The following is a 23749-nucleotide window of genomic DNA, read 5'->3' as shown; positions in this document are numbered from 1 at the left end:
TCTACGTAATACGAATGCAGGGACTGTTGAACACCGTCCACGTTCATACACCCAATACTCTGTATAGACCTTAATATATTGAGAATCAATATATAAGCCTATCGCCTTAAAGAATTCTTTTTCCATAAATTCTCCAATTATATCTCTTTTTGCACCAAGCTTCGAATTTCTCTTTTTCCTAGTTTTTAGGGATTCTCAGTTCTCCTGTGGTGTGGACTTTAGGAATATACTTTTTTTGTAGGAGTGTATATTGATTTCTTTGTAAAATCGAAGGATGAAATCGCCCTTTCTGGACAAGTGGGAGAGGGAATAGCTGTATCAAATTTTATTTGTTGTTTAAAATGTCATATTATGACATCCTATGAATCTATATTTGCAGGTGTGAAAAAAATAAGAAAAAACTTGACTGATAATCAAAAAATGATTATATTTAACTATGTACAATGTGACCATAACTAAAAAAGCCCAAAGGAATGCGGCGACGATGCCAAAGGCCGTACAAAATAAACTTAAGGCTCTCGTTCAGTCACTTAAGGTTTCCGGGCCGATACAGCCGTTGTTTTGGCATTATTCTAAGCTTGGAAACGACAGATATCATTGTCACATCGCTCTTAATTGGGTGGCGTGTTGGACTTGCAAGGATGGTTCCATAGATATTGAGGTTTATTATGCTGGCAGTCGTGAAAAGGCCCCGTATTGAAATCAGGGCAAAACATATTCCCGCCCCGCTCGTTAGGTTCTTGGTTGATACCTATAAGTCTGAAAATGTGGTCGTAAGTGATGAGGATGTTTCTGTCCCCGTCGAGGAATCCGAGTGGTTTAAATCATTAGAAACTACTCCGGCTGAAATGATTGTTGCGAACAGGGATTTGCGCAATTGGTCGCAAGTGACTTTAGCAGAAAAACTTGGAATACAGGTGCAGAATCTGTGTGCCATGGAAAATGGGCGTAGAGCTGTTTCGCGCAAGATGGCGGTAAAACTGGGTAAGGTTTTTGGGACGGATCCTGCGGCCTTTTTTGATTTCGGAAAATAAAAATCCCACTAAACAGGAGTCTGTATGAAAAAAGCCTTTCCCTCTTTATTCGCGGTTGCGCTGGCCTTGACTGTTGCTGGTTGCAGCGATTCAAAAAACGCCTGCTGATAATGCTTCTGCGGAAGCGTCGGCGAAAGCCAAAGTTGCTGAAAATGCAGCCGTGAACGCCGATTCATACAACGCCTGAACTTGCGGAAGATACGGGGAGCCTTTTTTAATTTCGATAATTTGTAAAGTTGCTGACATGTGAAATTGATATCCAAATTGAAACGCTGGCTTTGTTCCTCACGCCTGAGTTTCTTGGTTGTCTTGTAATATTAAGTCGAGATTGTATTGAGCTGATGAATTTCCTTGTTCCGCCGCTTTGCGATACCAAAAGACGGCTTTTTCGTTGTCTATGGGGACGCATGAACCGTATTCATACGCCGTCCCGAGTTTGTATTGAGCCGTTACATCGCCCTGCTCTGCGAGTTCTCGCAAACACCATGCTTCGATAAAGTCAAGTCCGTCTCTTGTTTTGCCGTCATCAAATGATCTTGCAAGCGTTCCACATATTCGGCCTGGAGTCGCTCGGAACTCCGCAATCTTGTCCAAAACTTTTTGCTTGTCTCCTGCATGCAAATACGTGATAAGCGCGTAATATCCATGGCAATGTTCCTCTCCAGGAAAATAGGAATCAGGGTCGGGATTCTCTTTGAGAAAACGTTTTACCTCATCTTCAATTTGCTGAAAAACATCGTCCCAAATCTTTTCGATATCTTCATCGGAATATTTCTGTATTTTTTCCAATTCATATTCTGACTCCTCAGCTCTAATGTCGAATAGATCGGGTGTTTCCATTATTCTAACGCCATCTAGTGCGAATGCTCCTTTACCCCTCAAACTCATGGGTTCTTTTTTGTTGCTGGACATTTCAAAAACATCCCACCATAAGTCGTCTATATAAAGGGGCTTGACGTACAAAGTAGCTTCATTATAACAATTGAGATGTTCCAAATAAAAATAATATCCAGCCTCCACTTTCCAATTGATGAAACTGCTTTGTTTCCACCCGAATTTTTTTGCAATATTCTTTCTGATTGACGTATCTTTTTTGTTTAATTCATCTATCGCTTTGTTGATTTCTCTTATCCCAGGCTTTTTTCCTGTTTTGCGAACTTCACTATTCGACTTCTCTTTACTCAATTTGTAATTCTCTAATTCCTCGATGCTTAAACCTTCCATGTAAGCGATAATTTCGTCTAATTTATCGTAATAGCGTGCAAGATTAGGCTCGTTTCTACTATGCAAGAATTCAATCCTTTCCAAAATCATTTTCTTAAAAGCACCGTAATTCTGAGGTGATACAATCCTGCATAAAGTTAAATCTCTAAAGGCCCACTCAATTCCTCCATCAGGCATTTCCTTATCCCCATTCAACAAAGGAATTATTTCGTGTTGATAGGCAAGGTCTAACGTCGCATAATTCGTAAACACCCAATTAGAGCATTCAAATAATTCTTTTTTGAAAAATTCAAATTTCGAATCAAAGTCCTTTCCGTCCAAACTAAATTCATAGTCGCTTGATTTTTTCCCTAACATGGAACTTGTAAATCCAAAACTGTAATCATCTCTTTGATCTTGAGTTGTTCTGAAATTGTATTTTTTAAACCAATTCAACAGGATGTCAAACTTAACACAATATGTTGGATGCAAATGAATTACATCATAATAATGAGCACACGGAAGTCGCACATCTTTTCTAAAGCCACCATTTTTTGAAATAAAAAAACGATTGCTTTTCTGAAATTTAAAGTCTCGGAAAAATTCCTCTGTAGATAATAATGAGGTTGTTTTTTCTAACAATTCACTTGCTTTCATAGAAATTCTGCCGCTCCTTCTATCTCAATTTAACTGGCGTCCAATTATTCATGCCATTCATTCAAGGTTCTCTATGTCGTCACATGGATATAATCCGATTCCTGTAATCTTTTCAGATTTCAACATGTTTGCTAATTTCTCTGAAATGTATTTTGTGCATACATCTACATCAGGTAAAAAAAGCATGTCGTATTTTTCGCTGTCATGTATTCTTAATACATCCAAAACAACATATAAATCATTCGGAAAAAATTCATCTTTATATTTCTCTAATTCTTCTAAGTCTTTTATTTGTATTTCTGGTGCATTCTTAATTTTCTTCACATTCGAAAATGCCAGTTCCGGCCATGTTTTCATAGGTTCTTCTGTTTTTTTGAATATGGTTTTGTCGAAATCGATCATAGAATAATCATTAGGCAAAATATGGAGACAATAGTAGGGGTGAATAACTCCTTTAAGATCTTTAACTTTTGCTTCATAATACCGATGTTCAGGCAACTTGCATTGTTCAAAAATGTTTTTTACCCGTTCATTTATTGTGAACCCTGGCACTTCAACACACGAATTGATGACATCCGTCAATTTGGAACCTTTCTCCAAATCAAATCTCAAGTCTGGCTTAAAATTTGGGAATTCGTCTCTAACTAGACTACATCCTGAATCCAAAGTTTTTTTATCGGTGAAAGTTGCCTGTAGAAAATGTCTCCCTATTTCTTTCGTGTTAACGGAATTATCTAATCTATAGTATTTCATGTCGTAATTTTTTTATTTTTTGAAAATCTACTTTGTTATTTTTCAACGGTCTGATTTTGAAGTTCTATGTGCAGAATTGCCTAGCGCCATCATCGGAATCATGATAAATGTGTGTAATGGTTGAATTGTTATGGACAACGTGTTTTGTCGTGAATATGGGTTGCTCATCTTTTCTCCTGTAGGGTGGATTTTAGGAATATACTTTTTTTGCGGGAAATTAGTGCATTTTTTGAAGTTGGAGGTGCGTTTTGGACGATTTTGGTCCTTTGAAATGCTGAAAATCGTTATTTGTGCGTTGACGGATGTATATTTACCAACATGAAAGCGTTTGAAAATAAGGTGGTCGTAGTGACGGGCGGGGCGCACGGGATTGGCGCTACCGTCGTGAGTGAATTCGAAAAAGAGGGCGCGAAGGTCGCCTACATCGACATCCGCGAGAATCCCTGCTTTGTGGGGGACCTCTCCAAGAAGGAAGTCCTCGAAAAATTTGCGCAGTTTGTCATTGAAAAGTACGGGCACGTGGATGTGCTCGTGAATAACGCGCTCCCGCTGATGAAGGGCATTGACGAATGCAGTTACGAGGAATTTAGCTATGCGCTGGCCGTGGGGGTGACGGCTCCTTTCTACCTCGCGAAGCTTTTCGCACCGCATTTCGGGTCGGGCGCAAGCATCGTGAACATTTCTTCGAGCCGCGACCGCATGAGTCAACCGCAAACGGAAAGCTATACGGCGGCGAAGGGCGGAATTGCAGCCCTCACGCATGCGCTTGCCGTGAGTTTTGCGGGCCGCGTGCGTGTGAATTCCATTTCGCCGGGCTGGATCGATACGGATTTCAAGACCTACGAAGGCCCCGATGCCACACAGCAGCCAGCAGGCCGCGTCGGTAACCCGCTCGACATCGCGAACATGGTGCTTTACCTCGCGAGCGACAAGGCCGGCTTCATTACCGGCGAAAACATCTGCATCGACGGCGGCATGACCCGTCAGATGATTTACCACAACGACTGCGGCTGGAAATTTGAAGGGTAAAATGAAAAAGATTGACCGTGTCATCCTGAGCGGAGCAACGAAGTTGCGTAGTCGAAGGATCTCTACTTGTTTGTTTGGAGTTGTGTTGCTGGCGTTTCTGGCTGCATGTGGTGACGATTTGCGTTATTCGTATGAAAAACGTAGTTTAGTCTGCATTATTCATATGAAAAATGCAGAAACTATTGCAAAATTGATATGAATAATGTAGATTTCCTAGTATGGATCGCAAAATACTGAAGAATTTCATAGAATGGAAGTCTGAGTCTGGGCGCAAGCCGCTGGTGGTGACCGGGGTGCGTCAGTGCGGAAAAACTTATGCAATCAAGGATTTTGGAAACCGTTTTTTTGAAAATCTGGCGTATTTCAATTTTGAGGGAAATACTGCTTTGCAGTCTATCTTCGAGTATGATTTCAATGTTACTCGCATCGTGGTGGAACTGGAACGCTATTCCAAACAGAAAATTACAGATGGTAAGACGCTTGTCTTTTTCGACGAAATCCAGGCGTGCCCCAAGGCCATAACAAGTCTCAAGTATTTCTGCGAAGATCGTTCCGGGCTTCATGTGATTGCTGCAGGATCTCTCCTGGGAGTGGTTATCCGCAAGTCGGAAATTTCGTTCCCCGTGGGGAAGGTGGAACGCCTACAGATGTTCCCCATGAGTTTTGAGGAATTCTTGATGGCGATTGATGACGGCCGGTCCTTGCTCGAAGGTCTTTCGAACTATGACCTGCATCGTGCACTGCCGGAAATGTACACCATTCCGTTGCAAAATTATCTGAAACTTTATTATGTTGTCGGTGGAATGCCTGCTGCTGTTGCTTCATTTGTGCAGGAAAATGATTTTGAAAAAGTGGACCAAATTCTGAAGAACATTCTTTTGGATTATGGGGACGATTTTTCGAAGCATGCTCCGCCGTCGGATATACCGAAACTTGGGCTTATTTGGGATTCCGTCCCCAAGCAACTGGCAAAGGACAACAACAAGTTCATGTTCTCACATGTGAAGGCGGGCAAGCGTGCTGCTGATTTGGAAGATGCGCTGCAATGGCTTTTTAATGCGGGACTTTTGCACAAACTAGAATGTGTGACGAATGCGGAATTACCATTGTCGAATAATGCCAGCGGCACGGTTTTCAAGGTCTATATGAGCGATGTCGGGTTGTTGCGTGTGAAGTCTGGAATTGACGCCAGCACGATTCTTGAAGAAACACCGCTGTACGCAACGTTCAAGGGCGCGTTTACAGAAAACTATGTAATGAATGAACTTGTGAAGCTGGGGCTGCACCCGTATTTCTGGCGGTCAGAGAACAAGGCTGAACTTGATTTTCTTGTTGAAGTTAGAAACGAGTTAATACCAATCGAAGTCAAGGCAGAAGAACACACAAAGGCGAAAAGTTATGGTGTTTTTTGTAAGAGATTTTTGCCCAAGAAAGGATTCATTCTTTCTCAAAAGAATATCGCTGTGATAAATGATGGGCTAACTGAATCATTGCATTTACCGCTTTATCTGTGCGAAAAAATGAGAATGTTTATCTAAGGCGATAAATTATTATATTCCCCCTAAATAGGAGTCTGTATGAAAAAAGCCATTCCCTCTTTATTTGCGGTTGTTCTGGCGTTGACTGTTGCCGGTTGCAGTGAATCAAAAACACCTGCTAACAATGCGTCTTCCGAAGCGGCGGCGAGAGCCAAAGTTGCCGAAAATCCTTCCGTGAACGCGGCTACAGGTAACGCAGCGGTTAATGCGGCTAATGCGTCGGCAGCAAATACAACAGCTGGAAATGCGGTTGGTGCGAATTCCGCAGTAGCGACGCATTCTGCTGAGGCGGCGGCTCCCGCAGGGACGAAAACTGTTACGCTTGCGAACGGAGCTTCGGTCACGTGGATTCAGGACAACGAGGGCAAAAAGCTGATGCCTCGCGAACTTTTTAGCGATGCGAGCGATTCGCTTTACGCAAGCTTGAACATGCCTGCTGGGATTCCGGCTTCTGTCAGCACGTTCTTGGTGAAAGTGGATGGCAAGCTTATTTTGTTCGATGCTGGGCTCGGTGCTTGGGGCGGACAGTTGGCGAAACGCCTTGATGCGTTGAACGTGAATCCAGATTCCGTCGGACTTGTTTATTTGACGCATTTTCATGCGGACCACATTGCAGGTCTTGTGAAAAATGGCACTGCCGGAAAAATGGAGAAGGTCTTCAAGAATGCTGCCGTTTATGCCGGCAAGGTCGAATATGATGCGTGGATGAACAAAATCCCGAAAAACGATTTGCAAAAGAACATTATGACACTTTATAAGGATAGCCTGCACCTGTTCGCATTCGGCGATAGCTTGCCGCATGGAGTGCTTGCGATGGATGCCGTAGGACATACGCCGGGGCACACCGCCTTTCAAATTTCTAATTTACTCGTAATCGGTGATTTGATGCACGGCTATGCTTTGCAAAAGAATCACCCCGAAATCAATTCTAATTACGACATGGACAAAGCGAAGTCGGCTGAGAGCCGCAAACGCATTATGCAATATGCTCGCGATAACAAACTCCTGATGGCCGGGATGCACTTGCCGCCTCCGGGATTTGCGGAGTAGAGACTGGTCGCAGAATTACCAGAACAAGTTTCTATAGCTTGTTCCGAGTGCATCGGCAAGGCGGTGGGCCATTTTGCGACCAATGGGTTCCTTGCCCCGTTCCATGGCGGATACTTGTTGCTTGGTGATACCGGCTTTGTCTGCTAGCTGTTGTTGCGTATAGCCGAAGGTCGTCCGCAAAAGTTTTAAGCTTTCTGCTGGAGTGGATCTGGCTTCCATTTCTTTGAACCAGTCGGTATCCATAATGTTTATGGATTCTTCATTGTCTTCGCTTTTTATTTCCTCTACATTTGGAAAAGCAGACTTTAGGAATATGACGAGATAATCAGGAATGTTTTTTCCTTCAAATGTAAAAACAGTCCCGTTTTTAGCCTTGCTAGTAAGGCGCATTTTTACGGCTTCCAACATAGGTAACCTCCAGTTCGATTCCTTTAATGGTTTCTGTCCAACATGCCGCCCAGTGGTATGATAGGTGACAATGATGCGTATTTGTATTCACTATTTTTCTGTAATTCGGCCAGTTGGGTAAGACTGGCCCTTTCTCGTGCAAATCTCTTACCAATTTGGCGAAGAGCATTTGCTCTTTTTGAGGCATAAGCCTTACTGCTTTTAGAATTTTTGGTTTTGTTATTACATTCATAATATATGAAAAATCTTTCCTTCTGTCAAGAAAATTTCTTTACATCTATGATGTAAAAGAATCCAAGTGATAACTTGGATTTTTAATCTACAATCGAAAAATGTGAAAAAAGAGAAAACCCTAAATTTTGCAACCAACCGTTTGCAAATAGCTTGATTTTGCCGTCTATGGTTATCGTTTGTTAGGATGAAGCTCAGTTGTTTTTGTTGAATCCTGTTTAGAAAAAGGATAATTTATATTTTTCAATTATGAAATTTCTACTCCTTTGTTTTCTCGGTCTATTTTTGTTTGCATGTGATAATGCATCCTTGCCAAAAGTCACTTTAGGCACCATGACGGATTCTCGCGACGGTCAGACTTACAAAACTGTGAAAATTGGTTCGCAGACGTGGATGGCCCAGAACTTGAACTACAAAACGGATTCAAGTTTCTGTTATAATGACGACACAAGCAAGTGTGCCAAGTATGGAAGGTTCTATACGTTGGCGAATGCGGTTGACAAGCCGGAAAGTGAATGTGGAAAGGGCAAGGCGTGTCGTTTACCGCCGGGAAATGTTCAGGGCGTTTGCCCTAGCGGTTGGCACCTGCCTAGCAAGGCTGAATGGAACTCGCTAATTGTTGCTGCCGGTGGAATATCTTCTGCGGGCAAGGTGCTCAAGTCCACATCGGGGTGGGAGAAAAACAAGGAGCCTCTTTTTTCAAAGCAATATAATCTTCTTGGAAAGATTTTGGATGCTATAATATTTGCTAGACCTCTCAGATCCTTGGATAATTGGCTTGTTTCTGGCAACGGCTCGGATGCATTCTCGTTCTCTGTGTTTCCAGTTGGCTGTAGGACTGATATAAAAGAAATGCCTTACTATAGTGAGGGATGGCAAACGAATTTCTGGACTTCTTCGATAAGTGGATGCAGTTCCGCAGAACTTGTTTCCTTTCATTACGATGGTTTCGGTGTTGGTGGCGGTGGTACTGCTTATGGAGATGCTTGTACTGCAAATTCCGTCCGTTGTGTAAAGGATGAGAATGTCCGAAAGGTCGAGAAGCCTGTTGATCCCATCGAAGTGACCGTAGATTCTATGACCGATTCTCGTGATGGTCAAACATACAAGACTGTAAAAATTGGGTCGCAGACATGGATGGCTCAAAACCTTAACTATGAGATGGACGATAGCTATTGCAATCACGATGATGCTGCCAACTGCACCAAGTACGGGAGGATTTATAAGTGGAATGCTGCGAATTCTGCGTGTCCTGAAGGTTGGTATTTGCCTAGCAAGGCTGAATGGGACACTTTATTCGCTACAGTTGGTGGAGATTCTATTGCCGGTAAGGTTCTCAAGTCTTCGTCTGGTTGGTATGCCTGTGGTGACGGCACGGATGCAGTTTCGTTCTCGGTGTTGCCGGCTGGATATGGTGACGGAAATGGTGAATTCTGGGGTAAAGGTAGCGATGCGAATTTCTGGAGTTCTACAAAGGCTGATAGCGGTCGGTCGTTCGTCGTAGAGTTTGGGGATTGGTTTAACGGTGTAAAATTGAGAGAACATATGTATGATTACGAGTTTCCTGTTCGTTGCCTAAAGGGCAAAATTTCAGGGAAATCCGCTAAATCCACTTCAGGTTTTGCGGCTCGGTCGAGTCCAAATGATTCCAGGAGGAAATGGGTCAAAAAAAAACATGACGGACTTTCGCGATGGCAAAACTTACAAGACGGTGAAAATTGGCGAACAAACTTGGATGGCCGAGAATCTGAACTTTGAAATGGCAAATAGTTATTGTTATAAAGACAGCGCAAGCTATTGCAATAAATATGGTCGCCTTTACACGTGGGCTGCTGCAAATTCAGCTTGCCCTGAAGGCTGGCATCTTCCGAGTGAAACTGAATGGAACGCCTTGTTCCGCGTGGTTGATAAACGAACTTCGATTGGTACGTCTCTCAAGTCCGCAAGCGGCTGGAATGGTGACGAGGGCTTGGATTCTTTTGGATTTTGTGCGTTGCCCGCTGGCAAAAGGCGGATTGAATACATTAACGGACGCGAAAGTAACGGACGCAAATTCACTGATCGCAGGATTAGATATAGCGAAGAGGGCGGTGTAGCGAACTTTTGGGGATCTACGGAAGCGAGAGACTCCGAGAATCGCGATGCATACATGGTTTACTTGAGTCCTAAACGAGAATCTTCGGGCTTCTTTGGCGACAAGGAATATGCCTATTCCGTCCGTTGCTTGAGGGATTAAAAAAACTCCTCTGTAACTGGTAAAAACGTTGAGATAATCCGCTGCGAACAAGAAAAAAGTCGTTTCGTAGCGGATTATAAGCGCGTTCTTGAATAAAAATGGCTTTTTTAACGTGAAAAAAGCAATTTTAAGCAGACTCTGCAAATAGTTGGTGTAGAAGCTTGCTTATAATGCTTGTTCAGGCGTGTTTGCATCTACAGTCTCCTTGGACGATTTGTTCTAGAACTTGATTCTTTTATTGCTTTTTTGTTTTGTTATTTGTAATTTAATGATGCCAAAATAAATTACATTTGTTAGGAATAAATTCTATTTGGAGATTTTTATGGATCATAACATTGTTGCTGGCTTGAAAAGTGTGGCAATCTCATTTCTGGTGGGGGTGTTCTTTGCTGCGTGTGGTGAGGATGGTAAATCCGTTAATCCGAATGACGATGATTTGAGCATTTTGGACAGTAGTAGCTCGTTGAGGGCACAGAGCTCTTCGGGTGCGCTAGTGAAGTATTCGTCTTCGAAAGATGAGAAAAATTCAAAAAATTTGTCGAGTTCGGTAAAATCTGAATTGAACGATAAATCGTCGAGTTCATTGAGAGAAATGGTTGAATCGTCATCGTCACTGGGTGTATCTTCGAGTTCTGTTGTGTTGGCGGTTCCTTGCAAAACTGAGACGGAAGATAATTGTGAATATGGTTCTTTGACTGACGAACGAGATGGTCGAATCTACAAGACTGTAAAAATTGGAGATCAGTGGTGGATGGCGGAGAATTTGAAATACAGGGCGAGTAATTCCAGCTGTTATAACAATCTTGAATCCAATTGTGACAAGTTCGGTCGCCTTTACATGTTGGTCGAAGGAACAATCCTGTGCCCTAACGGCTGGCATTTGCCTTTGCAAATGGAATGGGAAGTCTTGTTCACTGCAGTTGGTGGTCGATCAACTGCGGGTAAGGTTCTTAAGTCACAGAGCGGTTGGAGCTATAACAACAATGGAACGGATGCCTATTCTTTTGCAGCTATTCCTGCTGGCTACGAGTTCAGAGGGCTTTATTATAATGCCAGTAGCGAAGCGAACTTCTGGTGTCGCAAGGATGGAATGATTGATGGCTCGTATAACGAACGCCTGTATTATGGCGACAATGCGGACCTGAGCTATCATCGTTCGGACTTCGAGTTGTCTGTACGTTGCGTAAAGGATTAATGTGGGGACATTTTTAGCGGGGCAGACTAATTTTGACGTTTTGGTCAACTTTAGATTTTTGCTCTAAATCTCTGTGAATTGTATTAAACTCGTTACAAAGACGAAAAAGGCTTTAGCGCAAATATACTTCATAGCCGTTAGAGCGACAATAGTGAAAGGCGAGATGTCCTTCGGTTGTTTTATGTAAACAACTGACCCCGTGACGGAGCACGGGGTGACATGTCACTGGATCCTTAGCCCAAAAGAGCTTAAGAATTGTAAGCCAATGAATTGGCAACAATTCTATACCGCCTCTGCGCGTCAGGATGACGAGATGAGGTCCGGGGCGACAAAGCAAGGGATTATTTTAATGCAAACCCGCCAGAAATCACATCTTCCGGAACTCCCTTAGAACGCAGATATTCCGCGATTTTCTTGTCCCGAGCGTCGTTTTTCTCGCGTTCCTGCTCGACACCTTTCTCAATACCCACATTCACAAAATGCTCAGCGAATGTCTCGTAACCCTTGTTCGCTACAATTTCAGGCCTGTCCATTTTCAGATCCTCGCGTTTATAGGGCCACTTCCAAAAGAAATAAGAAAGCGCCTGCTTGATGAAGTCCCTTCCCTTGTCCGTATTCTGCCACCTGAGCAGATGCATCGCAGCTTTGCGGAAGGAAATTTCGAACTGCTCCGCATTCCAAATATACTTCATCGCGGTCAAAGCGACAATAGTGAAAGGCGAGATGTCCTTCATATCCACGTTTTCGATGCCACGGCCCACATCCAGAAGAATCGCCTTGAACGGGTAGCCGATGTCGTGGTAAAATTCGGGATAGTCCGCGTAGTGCGTTTCAGAGAGCGGATTCCATGCGTCCTCGCCGTTATAGACGATGAACGCGACCACGGGAACGTCCGCTTTGCGTTCCAGAAAAAGATGGTGGTAGTATTCCGAGATCTGCTTCATCACGCTTTTGTCCTCGCTGGACTTGTGTTCGACGACGATGCCCACGTAGAGGGCCGCGGTGCCGCCCTGCTTGATGTCAGCCTCGAAAACGAGGTCCGCAGAACCGACATGCTTGTCGCTGGAGAAGTTTTCCTTCGTGCCGCGAAGCGTCTTGAGGTCGATGGTTTCGAGGAACGACTTGAGCGTGGGATTGTGGCGCGAGAAGAGCGTCAGGAGTTCCGCCATGCGTTCCGGCTCGGCGAAGGCAAAGCGGAGGAAACGGTCGTGAGTGAAATTGCTCCCGTCCTCCACGGAGTCCGCGATGACGTTGAACTCTTTCGCGATGTCGCGGATGACGGATTCAGGCGTTTCTGTTTCATTTTCAGACATAGATTTTCCTTTTTTTTCGAGGTGTCTCTATATCCTTAACACGCTTTTTTGACCCATTTGTCCAAGACTTTTTTGTAAAAAAAAATTAAGAGGAGGGAGGAATGTGGAGGTGTGAGGTGTGAAGTAGGTAAAAACGTTGAGATAATCCGCTGCGAACAAGAAAAAAGTCGTTTTGTAGCGGATTATAAGCGTGTTTTTGGATAAAAATGGCTTTTTTGACGTGAAAAAGGCAATTTTAAGCAGACCCTGCAAATAGCAGGTGTAGAGGCTTGCTTATAAAGCTTATTCAGGCGTGTTTGCATCTACAGTCTCCTTGGACGATTTGTTCTAGAACTTGATTCTTTTATTGCTTTTTTGTTTTGTTATTTGTAATTTAATGATGCCAAAATAAATTACGTTTGTTAGGAATAAATTCTATTTGGAGATTTTTATGAATCATAACATTGTTGCTGGCTTGAAAAGTGTGGCTATCTCATTTCTGGTGGGGATGTTTTTTGCTGCGTGTGGTGAGGATGGAAAATCCGTTAATCCGAATGACGATTACTTAAACCCGAATATTACTTACGATGCCATGACGGATTCTCGCGACAATAAAACCTATAAGACTGTGACCATTGGCGAGCAGACTTGGATGGCGGAGAATTTGAACTATGATCCGGGAAAGGGCGGTTCGGGTGAAGCAAAATACGATTGGTCTTGGAGCTGCAATACCAAGTCGGTAAACCGCGATGTGGCTGGACGTCTCTACACTTGGGCGGCTGCAATGGATTCTGTAAAGACTGGTTGTGGTTATTATGGGAAATGTTCGCCGACAAAGCCTGTGCAGGGGATCTGTCCCAATGGTTGGCATTTACCAAGCCTAGACGAGTGGAATGTGTTGTTTTTGGCTGTGGGTGGAGAATCAACTGCTGGTAAGGTTCTCAAGTCGCAGACGGGTTGGCTTGACAATGGCAACGGTACGGATGGCTTCGGATTTGCTGCCTTGCCTGTTGGTTTCTGGAGCAACGATGGAAAATTCCTCAACGATGGCAAATTGGCTCTTTTCTGGAGCTCTACCGAGGACCATCATCACAATTCTATGTATGTGCACTTGGATTACGACCTCGAAGAGGCTGCTTTGAGCGATCGGTACTACAAAAATAATGGGTTGTCGATTCGTTGCGTAAAGGATTAAGGTGGGGACGTTTTTAGCGGGGCGGGCAAACTTTGACATTTGGGTTGACTTTAGATTTTTGCTCTAAAGCCCTGCTTTTTTGTGAGATTTCGCTAAGAAATCGTGATTTTTGCTCTAAAACTATGATTTTTAATGAGATTTCGCTAAAAAATCACGATTTTTGCTCTAAAACTTTGTGAAAGATATTAAACATGTCACTAAGACGAAAAAGGCTTAGACGCGAAGTCGCACTTAAAATTACTCCTCCGTAACTGGTAAAAACGTTGAGATAATCCGCTTCTAGGCTATTTAGAATTTGTTTACTGAATGGGACTATTTTACGCTTGATACTGTTTCTACAGAATCTTTTATGCAGCGGATAGCAAAACTGTCTTGGCTCTGGGTGGTGATTTGCTCTGTGCTAAAATAACTGTATTTTGATTCTGCAATCAAGGGTCCGACACCACCTATCGTACTTGTCCAGAAAGCGGCTTCTTCACCGAAATTGGCGTTGCTGATATGTAACTTAAAACCTGAAGGATATGCCGAAAAACCGAATTCATCAGTTCCGTTTCCACCATCTTCGACGTAATTTTTTATTGTCCAACCGGTTGTTGTTCTGAGTTTTTTTGAGGCCTCTGTACTGCCTCCTACAAAAGTAATGAGAACTTTCCATTCATCTGAACTTGGCAGATGCCATCCGTTGGGGCAAACTTTTTTTATGTCGCTAAAGTTATAAAAAATGCCGTATTTTCCGCAGGAGTCCGGTGAACTTATTTTAGGACAGTTGTTGGATCCGTATTTAGCGTACTGGTTGTAATTTAGATTTTGTGCCATCCAGGTTTGTTTGCCGATGACGACTGACCTATAGACCTGACCATCTCTTTCGTCGGTAAATTCGATGTAGTCGATGTTGGGGTTCATGAATTCCCAGGCCTGTTTGGTGTAAGAGACTGCCGATGAAGATGATTCCGTTGCGCTGCTACTTTCATTGCTGCTGCCTGTGATGTCGCTGCTTGCAGAAGACAGTGTTTCGGGTGCACTGCTTACGCTAGAATCGCTGTCGTTGCCGCAGGCGTAAAATGCTAGTGCTGCTAGAATGAATCCTGCTATGGTGAATTTTTTTAGAATGTTCATGTATCCTCCAAATAAAGGTTTTGAGAAGTTGTATTACTCTAAATAACATAAATATAATAAATTACATGACTATTGGATTTTGAACACCTCGCAATTCGAAAGCTACTTCAAGAAACCGTATTGATAGACTTTGGCTTCGATTTGCTTGGCGAGGGCTTTTTGGCGTGTGCGGAGCGTTGCAATCAAATCCATGTAGGTCGAATCTTCGGAATCACTTTTCATGTGGCCTTTGCTATCGATTCCCTGGAAATGTTTGCGGATGTCGTAGAAACTTGCATCGGGGAGTGCTCCCTTTTGCGCATGGTAGTAACGCCAAAGCTCAAGACCTGCTTCATAGACAGCCTTTGCCGCCGGAGACATCGGTGTTTCACACAAAAACGACTTTAAGAATTTGTTCATGAAGTTGCTTTTGAAAGTGCTCTTGCAGCCAACTTCCTCACGTGTAAAAGGAATCCAATGGTTAGTGGTTTGGGTGCTTGTCGAAATTCGGTTTTGTCCGTGGAAAAGCGTATAGATAAGGCAATCGAGTTGGAATGTTTTATCGTCTTGCCATCCGTCGTTTGGATAAAGGAATTGATCGCGGTCATTGAGCCAAGTGGCTTCGATGGAATGACGGACTGCGAGATAGATGCAACTTTCAATTAAGTTTGCATCAGTTATAATTGTGCCTCTTGGAGATGGCAGTTCTTCCTTTGTCGTTACAATTCTATTGTAATTGTTGTGTTGAACATCGTTCGCGGCACTATAATTAAAGCCTAGCACAAGATTGCTTTGCCTGTTACGTGTTGAAATCATCCAATCTGTTAATGATTTATTTTCATCATTGGTGACAAATGTCTTTTTCCCGATTATTTCGCCATTTGCGTCAAAAACATCGGCTTCAAATTTTTGCCACACGGATTGGCTCAAACCTAACGGTTTTCGCGTTTCGTCGTGAACGGCGTTAGCCGTGAACAAATCCGTGTGGCATTCTCTATCTGTATTCCACACAAAGAATCCGATGGGGAAAGCTCCCTTAACATTGTCAAATGTATTTGCAGGAACTAAAAAAGATTTCAGCAATTTTGCTTGGAATGCGTTTCTAAAATCTTTAAAATTAGGGGCTTGTAAAATTTTCAATTTTGAAAATTCGGCAAGAATACACCCTGAAATTTCACAATAAATTCGAATAAAAAATTGTGCAAAAAGTTCTCGACCTGCGATTCCTATTTTATCTAAATATTTTGAATATGTTTTATGAGTAACGGCGACATTTGTTTTGTTTTCTCCGTTACCGCTAAGCTGTTTTGTTGATCCTGCTTCTGCATACGGCGGGTTGATATAAATGACCAGCTTCTTTCGTTTTTCTGGGTCATTGATAATTTGTTGTAATTCTTCAGGGCACTTGCTGAAATCGTCGTTCAAAAAGTCAAATTGGAAAATGTGGTTCTCTGGCATGGGCCAGCCGTTATTCACACGTTCCTTCATCACGTCGATGTCTTGCTTGTCGAGAGTTGATACCCAAACGTTGTCGTAGTTGGTAAGACCGTTTTCGAGGTTGCCCGTTCCGGCGCAACAATCCCAAATGTAATATTCATCTTGCCAAGTTTCGCCCAATACATCGGCCAAATATTGCTGAGATTTTTCCACCCATATTTGCGGTGTAAAGAAACTGCCCTTGCGTTCGCGAATGTCTTGCGGCACAAGCAAGTCGCGGCGACCGATGATGTAATCCCAGTATTCTTCTTGCGGAGGTCTCTTGTAGATGCTCCAAAATTCCTTGTACGCCTTTTGTTTGTCCTTAAACTCTACGGTAGAATAAGAAAGGAAACCGTTCTCATCAAGCTTTTTCGCTAATTCATATTTGGTCCGTTTCAGAACCACGAAAAGGTTGTCCTTGATGGATTTGTCCCCATCAGAAAGCAAATCAGCCAAGAAAAAGTCCGCAGAAATAATGCCGTTCTTGTTGACTTTCGCCCAATCCACGTTGATGGAAGGCTTGACGGTCGCTTCCCATTTCTGGAACACAAAGGTGAAGTTGTTCTTAGTGACCGAGATTTTTTCGGAAACATCTTTTGCAGTCTTGAAATTTAGGCGAATAAATTGTTGAAGCTCCGGCGTTGCACTCTTGAAGTAAAAGAGAATTGAATTTTCTTCAAGTTGTTTTTTGCACAAGTCGTGGAGCTGGTGGAATTCCTTGGTGTCGTGGTTACTCGGAGTTACGTTCCAGTTGAAATCATTCTGGTAGAAAATTTCTTGAATGCCGTGGTATTCGATGAACGCAAATTTTTCTGCATCGAAAGCTCCGATGTACTTGGGGGGCAGATTGTGCTCAAAGGTGCGCTCTTTGCCAATGGTCAAAAGCAACTGCACAAAGGATTCGTAAATATCGTGAGAAGTTCCTTGCTTTGCTTCTGCCCAAAGGATGCTTTTCAAGTCGCCGATATCGTCTTCGAAAAGATCGGTGCTCTCGCCAAGCGTGTTGTGCTTCGCTATCACGAAGTCAATGTTCCCCAGTTGGGTGTATTTGTAGTTTGCAAAAAAATCCTCGCGCACGGCGGACTTCAACTGTTCTTCTCGTAGCTTGGCGTAATTCATAGCTTGAATATAGATTTTTATGTTGATAAAATCTTTTTACGCAAAAATATTAGTCCAAATGTCTCAAAAAAGCGTGTCTATATAATGGTAGGGTGTGTTTCTCTATCGCTGTACGGGGGCGTTCCCGTTTTATGACTCAAAAGACATATTGACAAATGTATGTACAAAAGGTATATTGAAGGATAGAGTTCATGGCTAGAAGGAATTCAGAAAAGAATGAACTATTGAAGGCGACTCGGAATGTCTCTTTTGAACAGGTCAAAGAATTAATGCGCAGGGAAGAAGTTCTTGATGACTATGAACATCCGAATCAGAAAAAATATCCTGGACAGAGAGTTATGGTTGTTAGAATCAATGGTTATTGTTGTCTTGTTCCGTACAAACCTGAACCTGATGGCGATATGTGGCTTAAGACTATAGTGCAAAGCTGAATTGCGCAGAAAAAGTATGGAGGTGCATGATGCAATCTTTCGATGAACATGTGAAAAAGTTTAATCTCGATGACGAAGAACGTGAACTTCTTGCTGATTACGAGGCTAATCATCAGGGCAAACCGCAGATTACAAAAAAACGCAAGAAGGAACTTGCTGCTTTAGCGGGGGCAACTTTTAAAATTAGGGCTTCGGCAAAAAAGCCTTATACGATTCGTTTGCATTCGGGGGCTGTTGACGTTATTAAGACTTTTGCTAATCGCTTTGGTGGACATTACCAGACGCTTGTTGATGATGCCGTGGTGGAACTTGCAGCGAAACTGAATGCAGAGCTTGCATAGTTTTGTGGTTTGAGATAAACTACATTTACTTTGGATTTGTCGGAGGGTTTATGAAAAAGTTTCTTGTTGCGATGGTCTCGGCGGCGATGATATTTGTCGCTTGCGGGGACGATTCGTCTTCCTCTGGGCCGAATGATGAATTGGGTATAGAATCGTCTTCTTCGGTTGAACAGGGGAAATCATCATCCCCCGTCATTCCGGGCAACAATCCGGAATCTAGTAACAGTTCAGCGAAGTCTTCGAGTTCTGGCATCCAGAATAATTCGTCCAGCAGTGAAAAGGCGAAGTCCTCTTCATCGAAAGATGAGAAAGAAACTAAGGTGTCATCGAATTCGGTGAAGTCTAGTAGTTCTTCTTCTGTCGTGAACAGTTCATCAAGTTCAAATGCTAAGTCTAGCAGCAGTTCGGCAAAATCTAGTAGTAGCTTCGTGGACCCTATCAGCTCTTCGAACCTCCAGGGTGACAAATTATCTTCGAGTAGCTCGGAAAAGCAGTTCGTGTCTAGCAGCAGTTTTGTAGAGGTGCCGCCGACTTCTAGCGAAACTGAGTCGAGTTCCAGCAGTAGTGAGGACAAGGTGAATTGTTCGGCTCTCTTGGAAGGTGAAACGGGTTGGAATTGGAATGTGCCGAAGGAATGCCGTTTCAATCCTGATATTGACTACGGCACCATGACCGATGAACGCGATGGCAAGGTTTACAGGACGGTCAAGATTGGCGACCAAGTGTGGATGGCGGAGAACCTGAATTACGCCGACAGCGCAGAGATCCCAAGCCTTAAACGCAAGAGTTGGTGTTACAACGGAGAACCCAAGAACTGCGATGTGGCCGGTCGCCTTTACACTTGGGCTGCTGCTATTGATTCGGTGTCATTGGCGGACGATGCGGACAATCCGCGGATTTGCGGCTACGGTAAGGAATGTGACTTCACTTCGACACGCTCAGCGACCTTTGTTCAAGGCGTTTGTCCCGGCGGCTGGCACCTGCCATCCAAAAAGGAATGGAATGCCCTGTTCACGGTGGTGGGAGGTGATTCGACTGCGGGCAAGCTTCTCAAGTCGCAGACAGGCTGGTATAACCGCGGTAATGGTACAGATGCTTTTGGTTTTTCCGCGTTGCCTGCTGGTGGCAGGAATGGCGATGGGGAAGGCTACAATGAGGGCGACTACGCGTACTTCTGGAGTTCTACGGAACTCAATAGCAACTACGCGTACGACGTGCACTTGGGTTACGGCGGCGACGATGCTGGGTTGCTCTACAACATCAAGAACAACGGGTTCTCTGTCCGCTGCCTAAAGGACAAAACTCCGGAGCCGTCCGCAAAATCCACTTCAAAGTGAATAAACTTGGATGGTGGAGAGAACTCTGCGCACTATTGATAAATAGAGTATAAGTCGTTTTTTTTTTTGCTTTTAATTTTTTATAAATTAATTATCTAACATTCTTCTTTGAATTCCATTATGCTCCAGTGGCAATCGCATACAATTGAATTATTGACAATCTTTGCACCTTCGAAATGTAGCGTTTTTATGATTTCTGGATTTGCATTCACTCGAATGTAGTATTCATGGAAATGATAGTCGCTCATCCTGCACTCTGTTATGGGAATGTTTCTTTCTTTTAATTGCTTGATGAGGTTCTTCATCACGTCGCAAATGTAATCTGTACTATAGACTGGGCTGTCGTGGTTTGTTGTCTGTGCGGCTTTTAAATCAACTGCTTGTTTTTTGGTGTTGCCGCCGAAGATATTTTTTATGAAAGAAAACGGGTTGCCCATCATTTTTCCTTGTTAGGATTGCTTTAGAAATAAACTATATTTGCTTGGGTGAATTTAATTAAAAATTTATGAGTTTTGATATTGTTATGGGCAAAAGATATATTGCTATTTCTTATTTGATGCTGTTGTTTCTTGCTGCGTGTGGCGAAAATGGTGACAAATCCGTTAGTCCGGATGATGAACCAGTAAGCGTAGAAAATAGTAGCTCTTCGGAAAAGTTGAGTTCTTCTTCCGTCATTCTGAGCGCAAGCAAAGAATCCAGTAGCAGTTTAGCGAAGTCTTCGAGTTCTAGCATCCAAAAAAATTCATCCAGCAGTGAAAAGGCGAAGTCCTCGTCATCGAAAGATGAGAAGGAAACTAAGGCGTCGTCGAGTTCGGTGAAGTCGAGTAGTTCTTCATCCGTTATTCTGAGTGTAGGCGAAGAATCCAGTAGCAGTTCGGCAAAATTTAGTAGTAGCTCTAAAACGATTAAACGGTCGTCAAGTTCTTCGGATGGTGTTGTTTGGAAGTTGCCCAAAGAGGCCTATTTGAACCCTGAAATAGAGTATGACTCCATTGTTGATGAACGCGATGGACAGATTTACAAAACGGTGAAAATTGGTGAACAGACTTGGATGGCCGAAAACTTGAACTTTAACCCTGGTCAAGGCGGTTCGGGTGAGAACAAATATAACTGGTCTTGGTGCTACAATAATGAGGAAAAAAATTGCGATGTGGCTGGACGCTTTTACACTTGGGCGGCGGCAATCGACTCCGTGAAGCTTGCGAATGATGTGGACAATCCGCAGGACTGTGGTTACCACAAGACCTGTGCTTTGCCTGTAAAGGTGCAGGGGATATGCCCTACGGGTTGGCATTTGCCGGACACGACAGAATGGAAAAACTTGTTTGCCGCAGTGGGCGGTCAATCCTCGGCTGGTAAGAATCTCAAGTCTCAGGGCGGCTGGAGAAGTCGCGGCAATGGTACGGATGCTTTCGGTTTTTCCGCACTGCCCGCCGGCGACAGGTACGCCTATGGAGGCTCTTTCAGAAATAGAGGCGACAACGCGTACTTTTGGAGTTCTACAGAGGACCTTAGCTACAGTGTGTACTACGTGTACCTGCACTACGACAACAAGGGTGTTGACATGCTCACCAATTTTAAGCAATCCGAGTTTTGTATTCGTTGCGTAAAGGACTAGCCGGGGCGTTGCGGGGCGGCGACTGAGCGCCCGCAGAGGGGGTGTATGGAAGACGCGGCCCTTCGGCAGTGCTTCGACAAGCTCAGCATACCAGCTCAGGGACCTTGGCCGCGGCTGCAATCAGGGGGATTCGTCCCCCCTTATAGACCGCTCGGCTCTATTGCATATTGGAACCTACGATATCGCCTCGCTCTTGCCAACACGACTCGTCAATACGAGTCGCTTTTGGCTCACAGATCCTTTGACTGAAAATGAAAGCTCAGGATGCCCTGTTGATGTTGCTCGTGCTTCAAAGGGAGTCAACGGCGACCGACCTCACGCCTCATACCTCATTCCCTAACCACCAGCCACTGTTTACTAACCACTTTTTACTTCCTACTGTCTACTTCCTACTTCCTACTTTACTATATTCTCACGCGGAACAATTTTATTTAACAGAGGTTCAAAAAAATGAATTATTTCAACTCAATCCCTATGCGTCGCCAACTCGAAGAAATTGGCCACTGCCGTTTCATGGAACATTCTGAATTCAGCCGTGGTGTTGAAGCCCTCAAGGGCAAGAAGATCGTGTTCGTCGGTTGCGGTGCCCAGGGTCTCCATCAGGGTCTTGACCTGCGCGATAGCGGCCTCGACGTCTCTTACACGCTCCGCAAGGAAGCCATCGAACAGAAGCGCCAGTCCTGGAAGAACGCTACTGAAAACGGCTTCAAGGTCGGTACTTATGAAGAAATGATTCCGGATGCAGACCTCGTTTGCAATCTCACACCGGATAAGCAGCACCACAACGTTATCCCGGCTATCATGAAGCTCATGAAGAAGGGCGCAGCTCTCTCTTACAGCCATGGCTTCAACATCGTCGAAGAAGGCCAGGAAATCCGCAAGGACATCACTGTGATCATGGTCGCTCCGAAGGGACCGGGTTCCGAAGTTCGTTCTGAATACCTCCGTGGTTTCGGCATGCCGTGCCTTATCGCTGTCCACCCGGAAAACGACCCTGAAGGCAAGGGCTGGGACTATGCCAAGGCTTACGCCGCTGGTCTCCACGCTGACCGTCCGGGCGTTCTCGAAAGCTCTTTCGTCGCCGAAGTGAAGTCTGACCTCATGGGCGAACAGACCATCCTTTGCGGTATGCTCCAGACCGGTACGATCCTTTGCTACGACAAGATGGTGAAGGAATTCGGTATCGACAAGGCTTACGCTGTGAAGCTCCTCCAGTACGGCTGGGAAACGATTTCCGAAGCCCTCAAGCATGGTGGCATCACGAACATGATGGACCGTCTCTCCAACCCGGCTAAGATCCGCGCAACGGAACTTGCTGAAAAGATGAAGAAGATCATGAAGCCGCTTTACTGCGAACATCAGGACAACATCATCTCTGGCAAGTTCTCCAGCACGATGATGGTCGACTGGGAAGCTGGCGACAAGGACCTCCTCAAGTGGCGTGGCGAAACCGGCGAACTCGAATTCGAAAAGGTTGCCGCAACGGACAAGCAGATTACCGAACAGGAATACTTCGACCGTGGCGTTCTCATGACCGCTATGATCAAGGCCGGTGTGGAACTCGCATTTGAAACGATGTGCTCTGTGGGCATCAAGCCGATGAGCGCTTACTACGAATCTCTCCACGAAACTCCGCTCATTGCAAACCTCATCGCTCGCAAGAAGCTGTTCGAAATGAACCGCGTCATCAGCGATACTGCAGAATACGGCTGCTACCTGTTTGCTAACAAGTGCGTTCCTCTTCTCGCTGACTTCATGAAGAACGAAGTCAAGAAGGGCGACATTGGCGATATCTTCAACGAAGGCAACACCAACGCTGTCGATAACGAAGAACTCATCAAGGTGAACAAGAACATCCGTAACCATCCGGTTGAAGAAATCGGTGCTTGGCTCCGCGACCGCATGAGCGGCATGACCCGCGTCGTCTAAGCTTCGCGATACTGCGTTGTGGCTGCGCTCACGTACCTTAGTACGCTACGCGCATCCACGCCTTGTCTCGCTCGCTTATACTTGTGGGATGAAAGTTATCTAATCGGCTTCTCTCTAAAGCGTATATGTCACCCCGGCCTTTGTGCCGGGGTCGGCTTTTTTAGCGGAATTTTTTTGACATGTGCTATTGCAGCAAAGGCCCGCCGCAAGGCGGGTCTTGTTGTGTTTATGCATTAATGCGGTCTTGCGACGGTTTATTGTTGCGGTGGTTTTGCGGCTTTTTACTTCCCGCCGACGGGGAACATCGCGAATTCCAGCTGAAAGACTTTGTCGCTGTTTTGGTCTTCTTCGGCGATGAGCGCGATTTCTTTGCGGAAGGCGTTGATGCGCTCCACGATGCGTTCGTAGCCTTCTTGGCTGATGCCGAGCGTGAGGCCTGAAATGTGGCGGCTGCCGGGCGGGTCGCGGTCGATGGAATCGGCGGCGAGCTTTAGGCAATGCTGGTGGTAGCCGCGGAGCGCGAGTTTCGACGTGCGGTCTCCTGTTGTAATTGCATTTTCGGTCAGTACAAACTTTCCG

General features: G+C 44.5%; 23 protein-coding genes. 14 read left to right on the top strand and 9 right to left on the bottom strand.

The window, feature by feature from the left end:
• Positions 1-668 precede the first annotated feature (668 nt).
• Positions 669-1034 (top strand): helix-turn-helix transcriptional regulator, encoded by a 366-nt coding sequence (locus tag IKG78_RS16090; protein WP_173803177.1) that lies wholly within the window; start codon positions 669-671, stop codon positions 1032-1034.
• A 90-nt stretch (positions 1035-1124) separates the two neighbouring features.
• Here IKG78_RS16090 and IKG78_RS16085 read toward each other — a convergent pair whose 3' ends face one another.
• From IKG78_RS16085 to IKG78_RS16075, 3 genes are read right to left on the bottom strand one after another with little or no spacing between them, the layout of a single operon-like run.
• Entirely contained in the window at positions 1125-1280 is a 156-nt protein-coding gene (locus tag IKG78_RS16085) for a hypothetical protein (RefSeq protein ID WP_290945344.1), read from the bottom strand.
• Positions 1281-1319: 39 nt separating this feature from the next.
• On the bottom strand, positions 1320-2894 hold the full coding sequence (locus IKG78_RS16080) for a tetratricopeptide repeat protein (RefSeq protein WP_290945342.1): 1575 nt from the start codon (positions 2892-2894) through the stop codon (positions 1320-1322).
• Between the two features lie 57 nt (positions 2895-2951).
• Positions 2952-3647, bottom strand: coding sequence for a hypothetical protein (locus IKG78_RS16075; protein WP_290945341.1), 696 nt, complete (start codon positions 3645-3647; stop codon positions 2952-2954).
• 318 nt (positions 3648-3965) lie between these two features.
• On the opposite strand from IKG78_RS16075, the gene IKG78_RS16070 reads away from it, so the two are divergent.
• The 4 genes from IKG78_RS16070 to IKG78_RS16055 are packed head-to-tail and all read left to right on the top strand — an operon-like array spanning position 3966 to position 7264.
• Positions 3966-4676, top strand: a complete 711-nt coding sequence (locus IKG78_RS16070; protein WP_290945339.1) for an SDR family oxidoreductase — start codon at positions 3966-3968, stop codon at positions 4674-4676.
• A gap of 1 nt (position 4677) precedes the next feature.
• Positions 4678-4875 (top strand): hypothetical protein, encoded by a 198-nt coding sequence (locus IKG78_RS16065; protein WP_290945337.1) that lies wholly within the window; start codon positions 4678-4680, stop codon positions 4873-4875.
• A 19-nt stretch (positions 4876-4894) separates the two neighbouring features.
• Positions 4895-6214 carry an ATP-binding protein gene (locus IKG78_RS16060; protein ID WP_290945335.1) on the top strand — a complete coding sequence of 440 codons (1320 nt, stop codon included), beginning with the start codon at positions 4895-4897 and terminating at the stop codon, positions 6212-6214.
• Positions 6215-6253: 39 nt separating this feature from the next.
• Positions 6254-7264 (top strand): MBL fold metallo-hydrolase, encoded by a 1011-nt coding sequence (locus tag IKG78_RS16055; protein ID WP_290945334.1) that lies wholly within the window; start codon positions 6254-6256, stop codon positions 7262-7264.
• A gap of 15 nt (positions 7265-7279) precedes the next feature.
• On the opposite strand, the gene IKG78_RS16050 is transcribed toward IKG78_RS16055, so the two are convergent.
• Complete coding sequence (locus IKG78_RS16050) at positions 7280-7672, bottom strand: helix-turn-helix transcriptional regulator (protein ID WP_290945332.1); 393 nt, start codon at positions 7670-7672, stop codon at positions 7280-7282.
• Positions 7673-8236: 564 nt separating this feature from the next.
• On the opposite strand from IKG78_RS16050, the gene IKG78_RS16045 reads away from it, so the two are divergent.
• The 3 genes from IKG78_RS16045 to IKG78_RS16035 all read left to right on the top strand — a co-directional run bounded on the left by IKG78_RS16045 (position 8237) and on the right by IKG78_RS16035 (position 11334).
• The gene (locus tag IKG78_RS16045) at positions 8237-9661 is read left to right on the top strand and encodes a fibrobacter succinogenes major paralogous domain-containing protein (RefSeq protein WP_290945330.1); all 1425 of its coding nucleotides are present in this window, start codon (positions 8237-8239) and stop codon (positions 9659-9661) included.
• On the top strand, positions 9579-10139 hold the full coding sequence (locus IKG78_RS16040) for a fibrobacter succinogenes major paralogous domain-containing protein (protein ID WP_290945328.1): 561 nt from the start codon (positions 9579-9581) through the stop codon (positions 10137-10139). Before IKG78_RS16045 ends, IKG78_RS16040 begins: the two co-directional genes overlap by 83 nt.
• Positions 10140-10461: 322 nt before the next feature.
• Complete coding sequence (locus IKG78_RS16035; protein ID WP_290945326.1) at positions 10462-11334, top strand: fibrobacter succinogenes major paralogous domain-containing protein; 873 nt, start codon at positions 10462-10464, stop codon at positions 11332-11334.
• Positions 11335-11675: 341 nt separating this feature from the next.
• Here IKG78_RS16035 and IKG78_RS16030 read toward each other — a convergent pair whose 3' ends face one another.
• Positions 11676-12647, bottom strand: coding sequence for an Rpn family recombination-promoting nuclease/putative transposase (locus tag IKG78_RS16030; protein WP_290945324.1), 972 nt, complete (start codon positions 12645-12647; stop codon positions 11676-11678).
• Between the two features lie 430 nt (positions 12648-13077).
• On the opposite strand from IKG78_RS16030, the gene IKG78_RS16025 reads away from it, so the two are divergent.
• Positions 13078-13821: a fibrobacter succinogenes major paralogous domain-containing protein gene (locus IKG78_RS16025; protein WP_290945322.1), complete on the top strand. Its 744-nt coding sequence runs from the start codon at positions 13078-13080 to the stop codon at positions 13819-13821.
• A gap of 312 nt (positions 13822-14133) precedes the next feature.
• Here IKG78_RS16025 and IKG78_RS16020 read toward each other — a convergent pair whose 3' ends face one another.
• Positions 14134-14937, bottom strand: a complete 804-nt coding sequence (locus IKG78_RS16020) for an FISUMP domain-containing protein (protein ID WP_290945320.1) — start codon at positions 14935-14937, stop codon at positions 14134-14136.
• 102 nt (positions 14938-15039) lie between these two features.
• Positions 15040-17514, bottom strand: coding sequence for a hypothetical protein (locus IKG78_RS16015; RefSeq protein ID WP_290945318.1), 2475 nt, complete (start codon positions 17512-17514; stop codon positions 15040-15042).
• Between the two features lie 191 nt (positions 17515-17705).
• Between IKG78_RS16015 and IKG78_RS16010 the strand changes: the two genes are divergently transcribed.
• The 3 genes from IKG78_RS16010 to IKG78_RS16000 are packed head-to-tail and all read left to right on the top strand — an operon-like array spanning position 17706 to position 19623.
• Positions 17706-17945 (top strand): hypothetical protein, encoded by a 240-nt coding sequence (locus tag IKG78_RS16010; RefSeq protein WP_290945316.1) that lies wholly within the window; start codon positions 17706-17708, stop codon positions 17943-17945.
• 26 nt (positions 17946-17971) lie between these two features.
• The gene (locus IKG78_RS16005; RefSeq protein WP_290945314.1) at positions 17972-18286 is read left to right on the top strand and encodes a hypothetical protein; all 315 of its coding nucleotides are present in this window, start codon (positions 17972-17974) and stop codon (positions 18284-18286) included.
• Positions 18287-18336: 50 nt separating this feature from the next.
• Positions 18337-19623 carry a fibrobacter succinogenes major paralogous domain-containing protein gene (locus IKG78_RS16000; protein ID WP_290945312.1) on the top strand — a complete coding sequence of 429 codons (1287 nt, stop codon included), beginning with the start codon at positions 18337-18339 and terminating at the stop codon, positions 19621-19623.
• Between the two features lie 95 nt (positions 19624-19718).
• On the opposite strand, the gene IKG78_RS15995 is transcribed toward IKG78_RS16000, so the two are convergent.
• Positions 19719-20063: a hypothetical protein gene (locus IKG78_RS15995; protein WP_290945310.1), complete on the bottom strand. Its 345-nt coding sequence runs from the start codon at positions 20061-20063 to the stop codon at positions 19719-19721.
• 83 nt (positions 20064-20146) lie between these two features.
• Here IKG78_RS15995 and IKG78_RS15990 point away from each other — a divergent pair, with 83 nt between their 5' ends.
• Together IKG78_RS15990 and ilvC are read left to right on the top strand one after the other, a co-directional pair.
• Positions 20147-21241: a fibrobacter succinogenes major paralogous domain-containing protein gene (locus IKG78_RS15990; protein ID WP_290945308.1), complete on the top strand. Its 1095-nt coding sequence runs from the start codon at positions 20147-20149 to the stop codon at positions 21239-21241.
• Positions 21242-21691: 450 nt separating this feature from the next.
• Entirely contained in the window at positions 21692-23170 is a 1479-nt protein-coding gene (gene ilvC, locus IKG78_RS15985; protein ID WP_072827261.1) for a ketol-acid reductoisomerase, read from the top strand.
• Positions 23171-23451: 281 nt separating this feature from the next.
• Here the strand turns inward: ilvC and IKG78_RS15980 are convergent.
• The coding region (locus IKG78_RS15980; RefSeq protein ID WP_290945305.1) for a DUF4423 domain-containing protein at positions 23452-23749 on the bottom strand (298 nt) is incomplete at its 5' end.

This window comes from Fibrobacter sp. (genome assembly GCF_017545445.1).
Classification (GTDB): Bacteria; Fibrobacterota; Fibrobacteria; order Fibrobacterales; family Fibrobacteraceae; genus Fibrobacter.
Note: the sequence above shows the minus strand (reverse complement) of the source record. Positions and strands in the feature narration are given on the sequence as shown.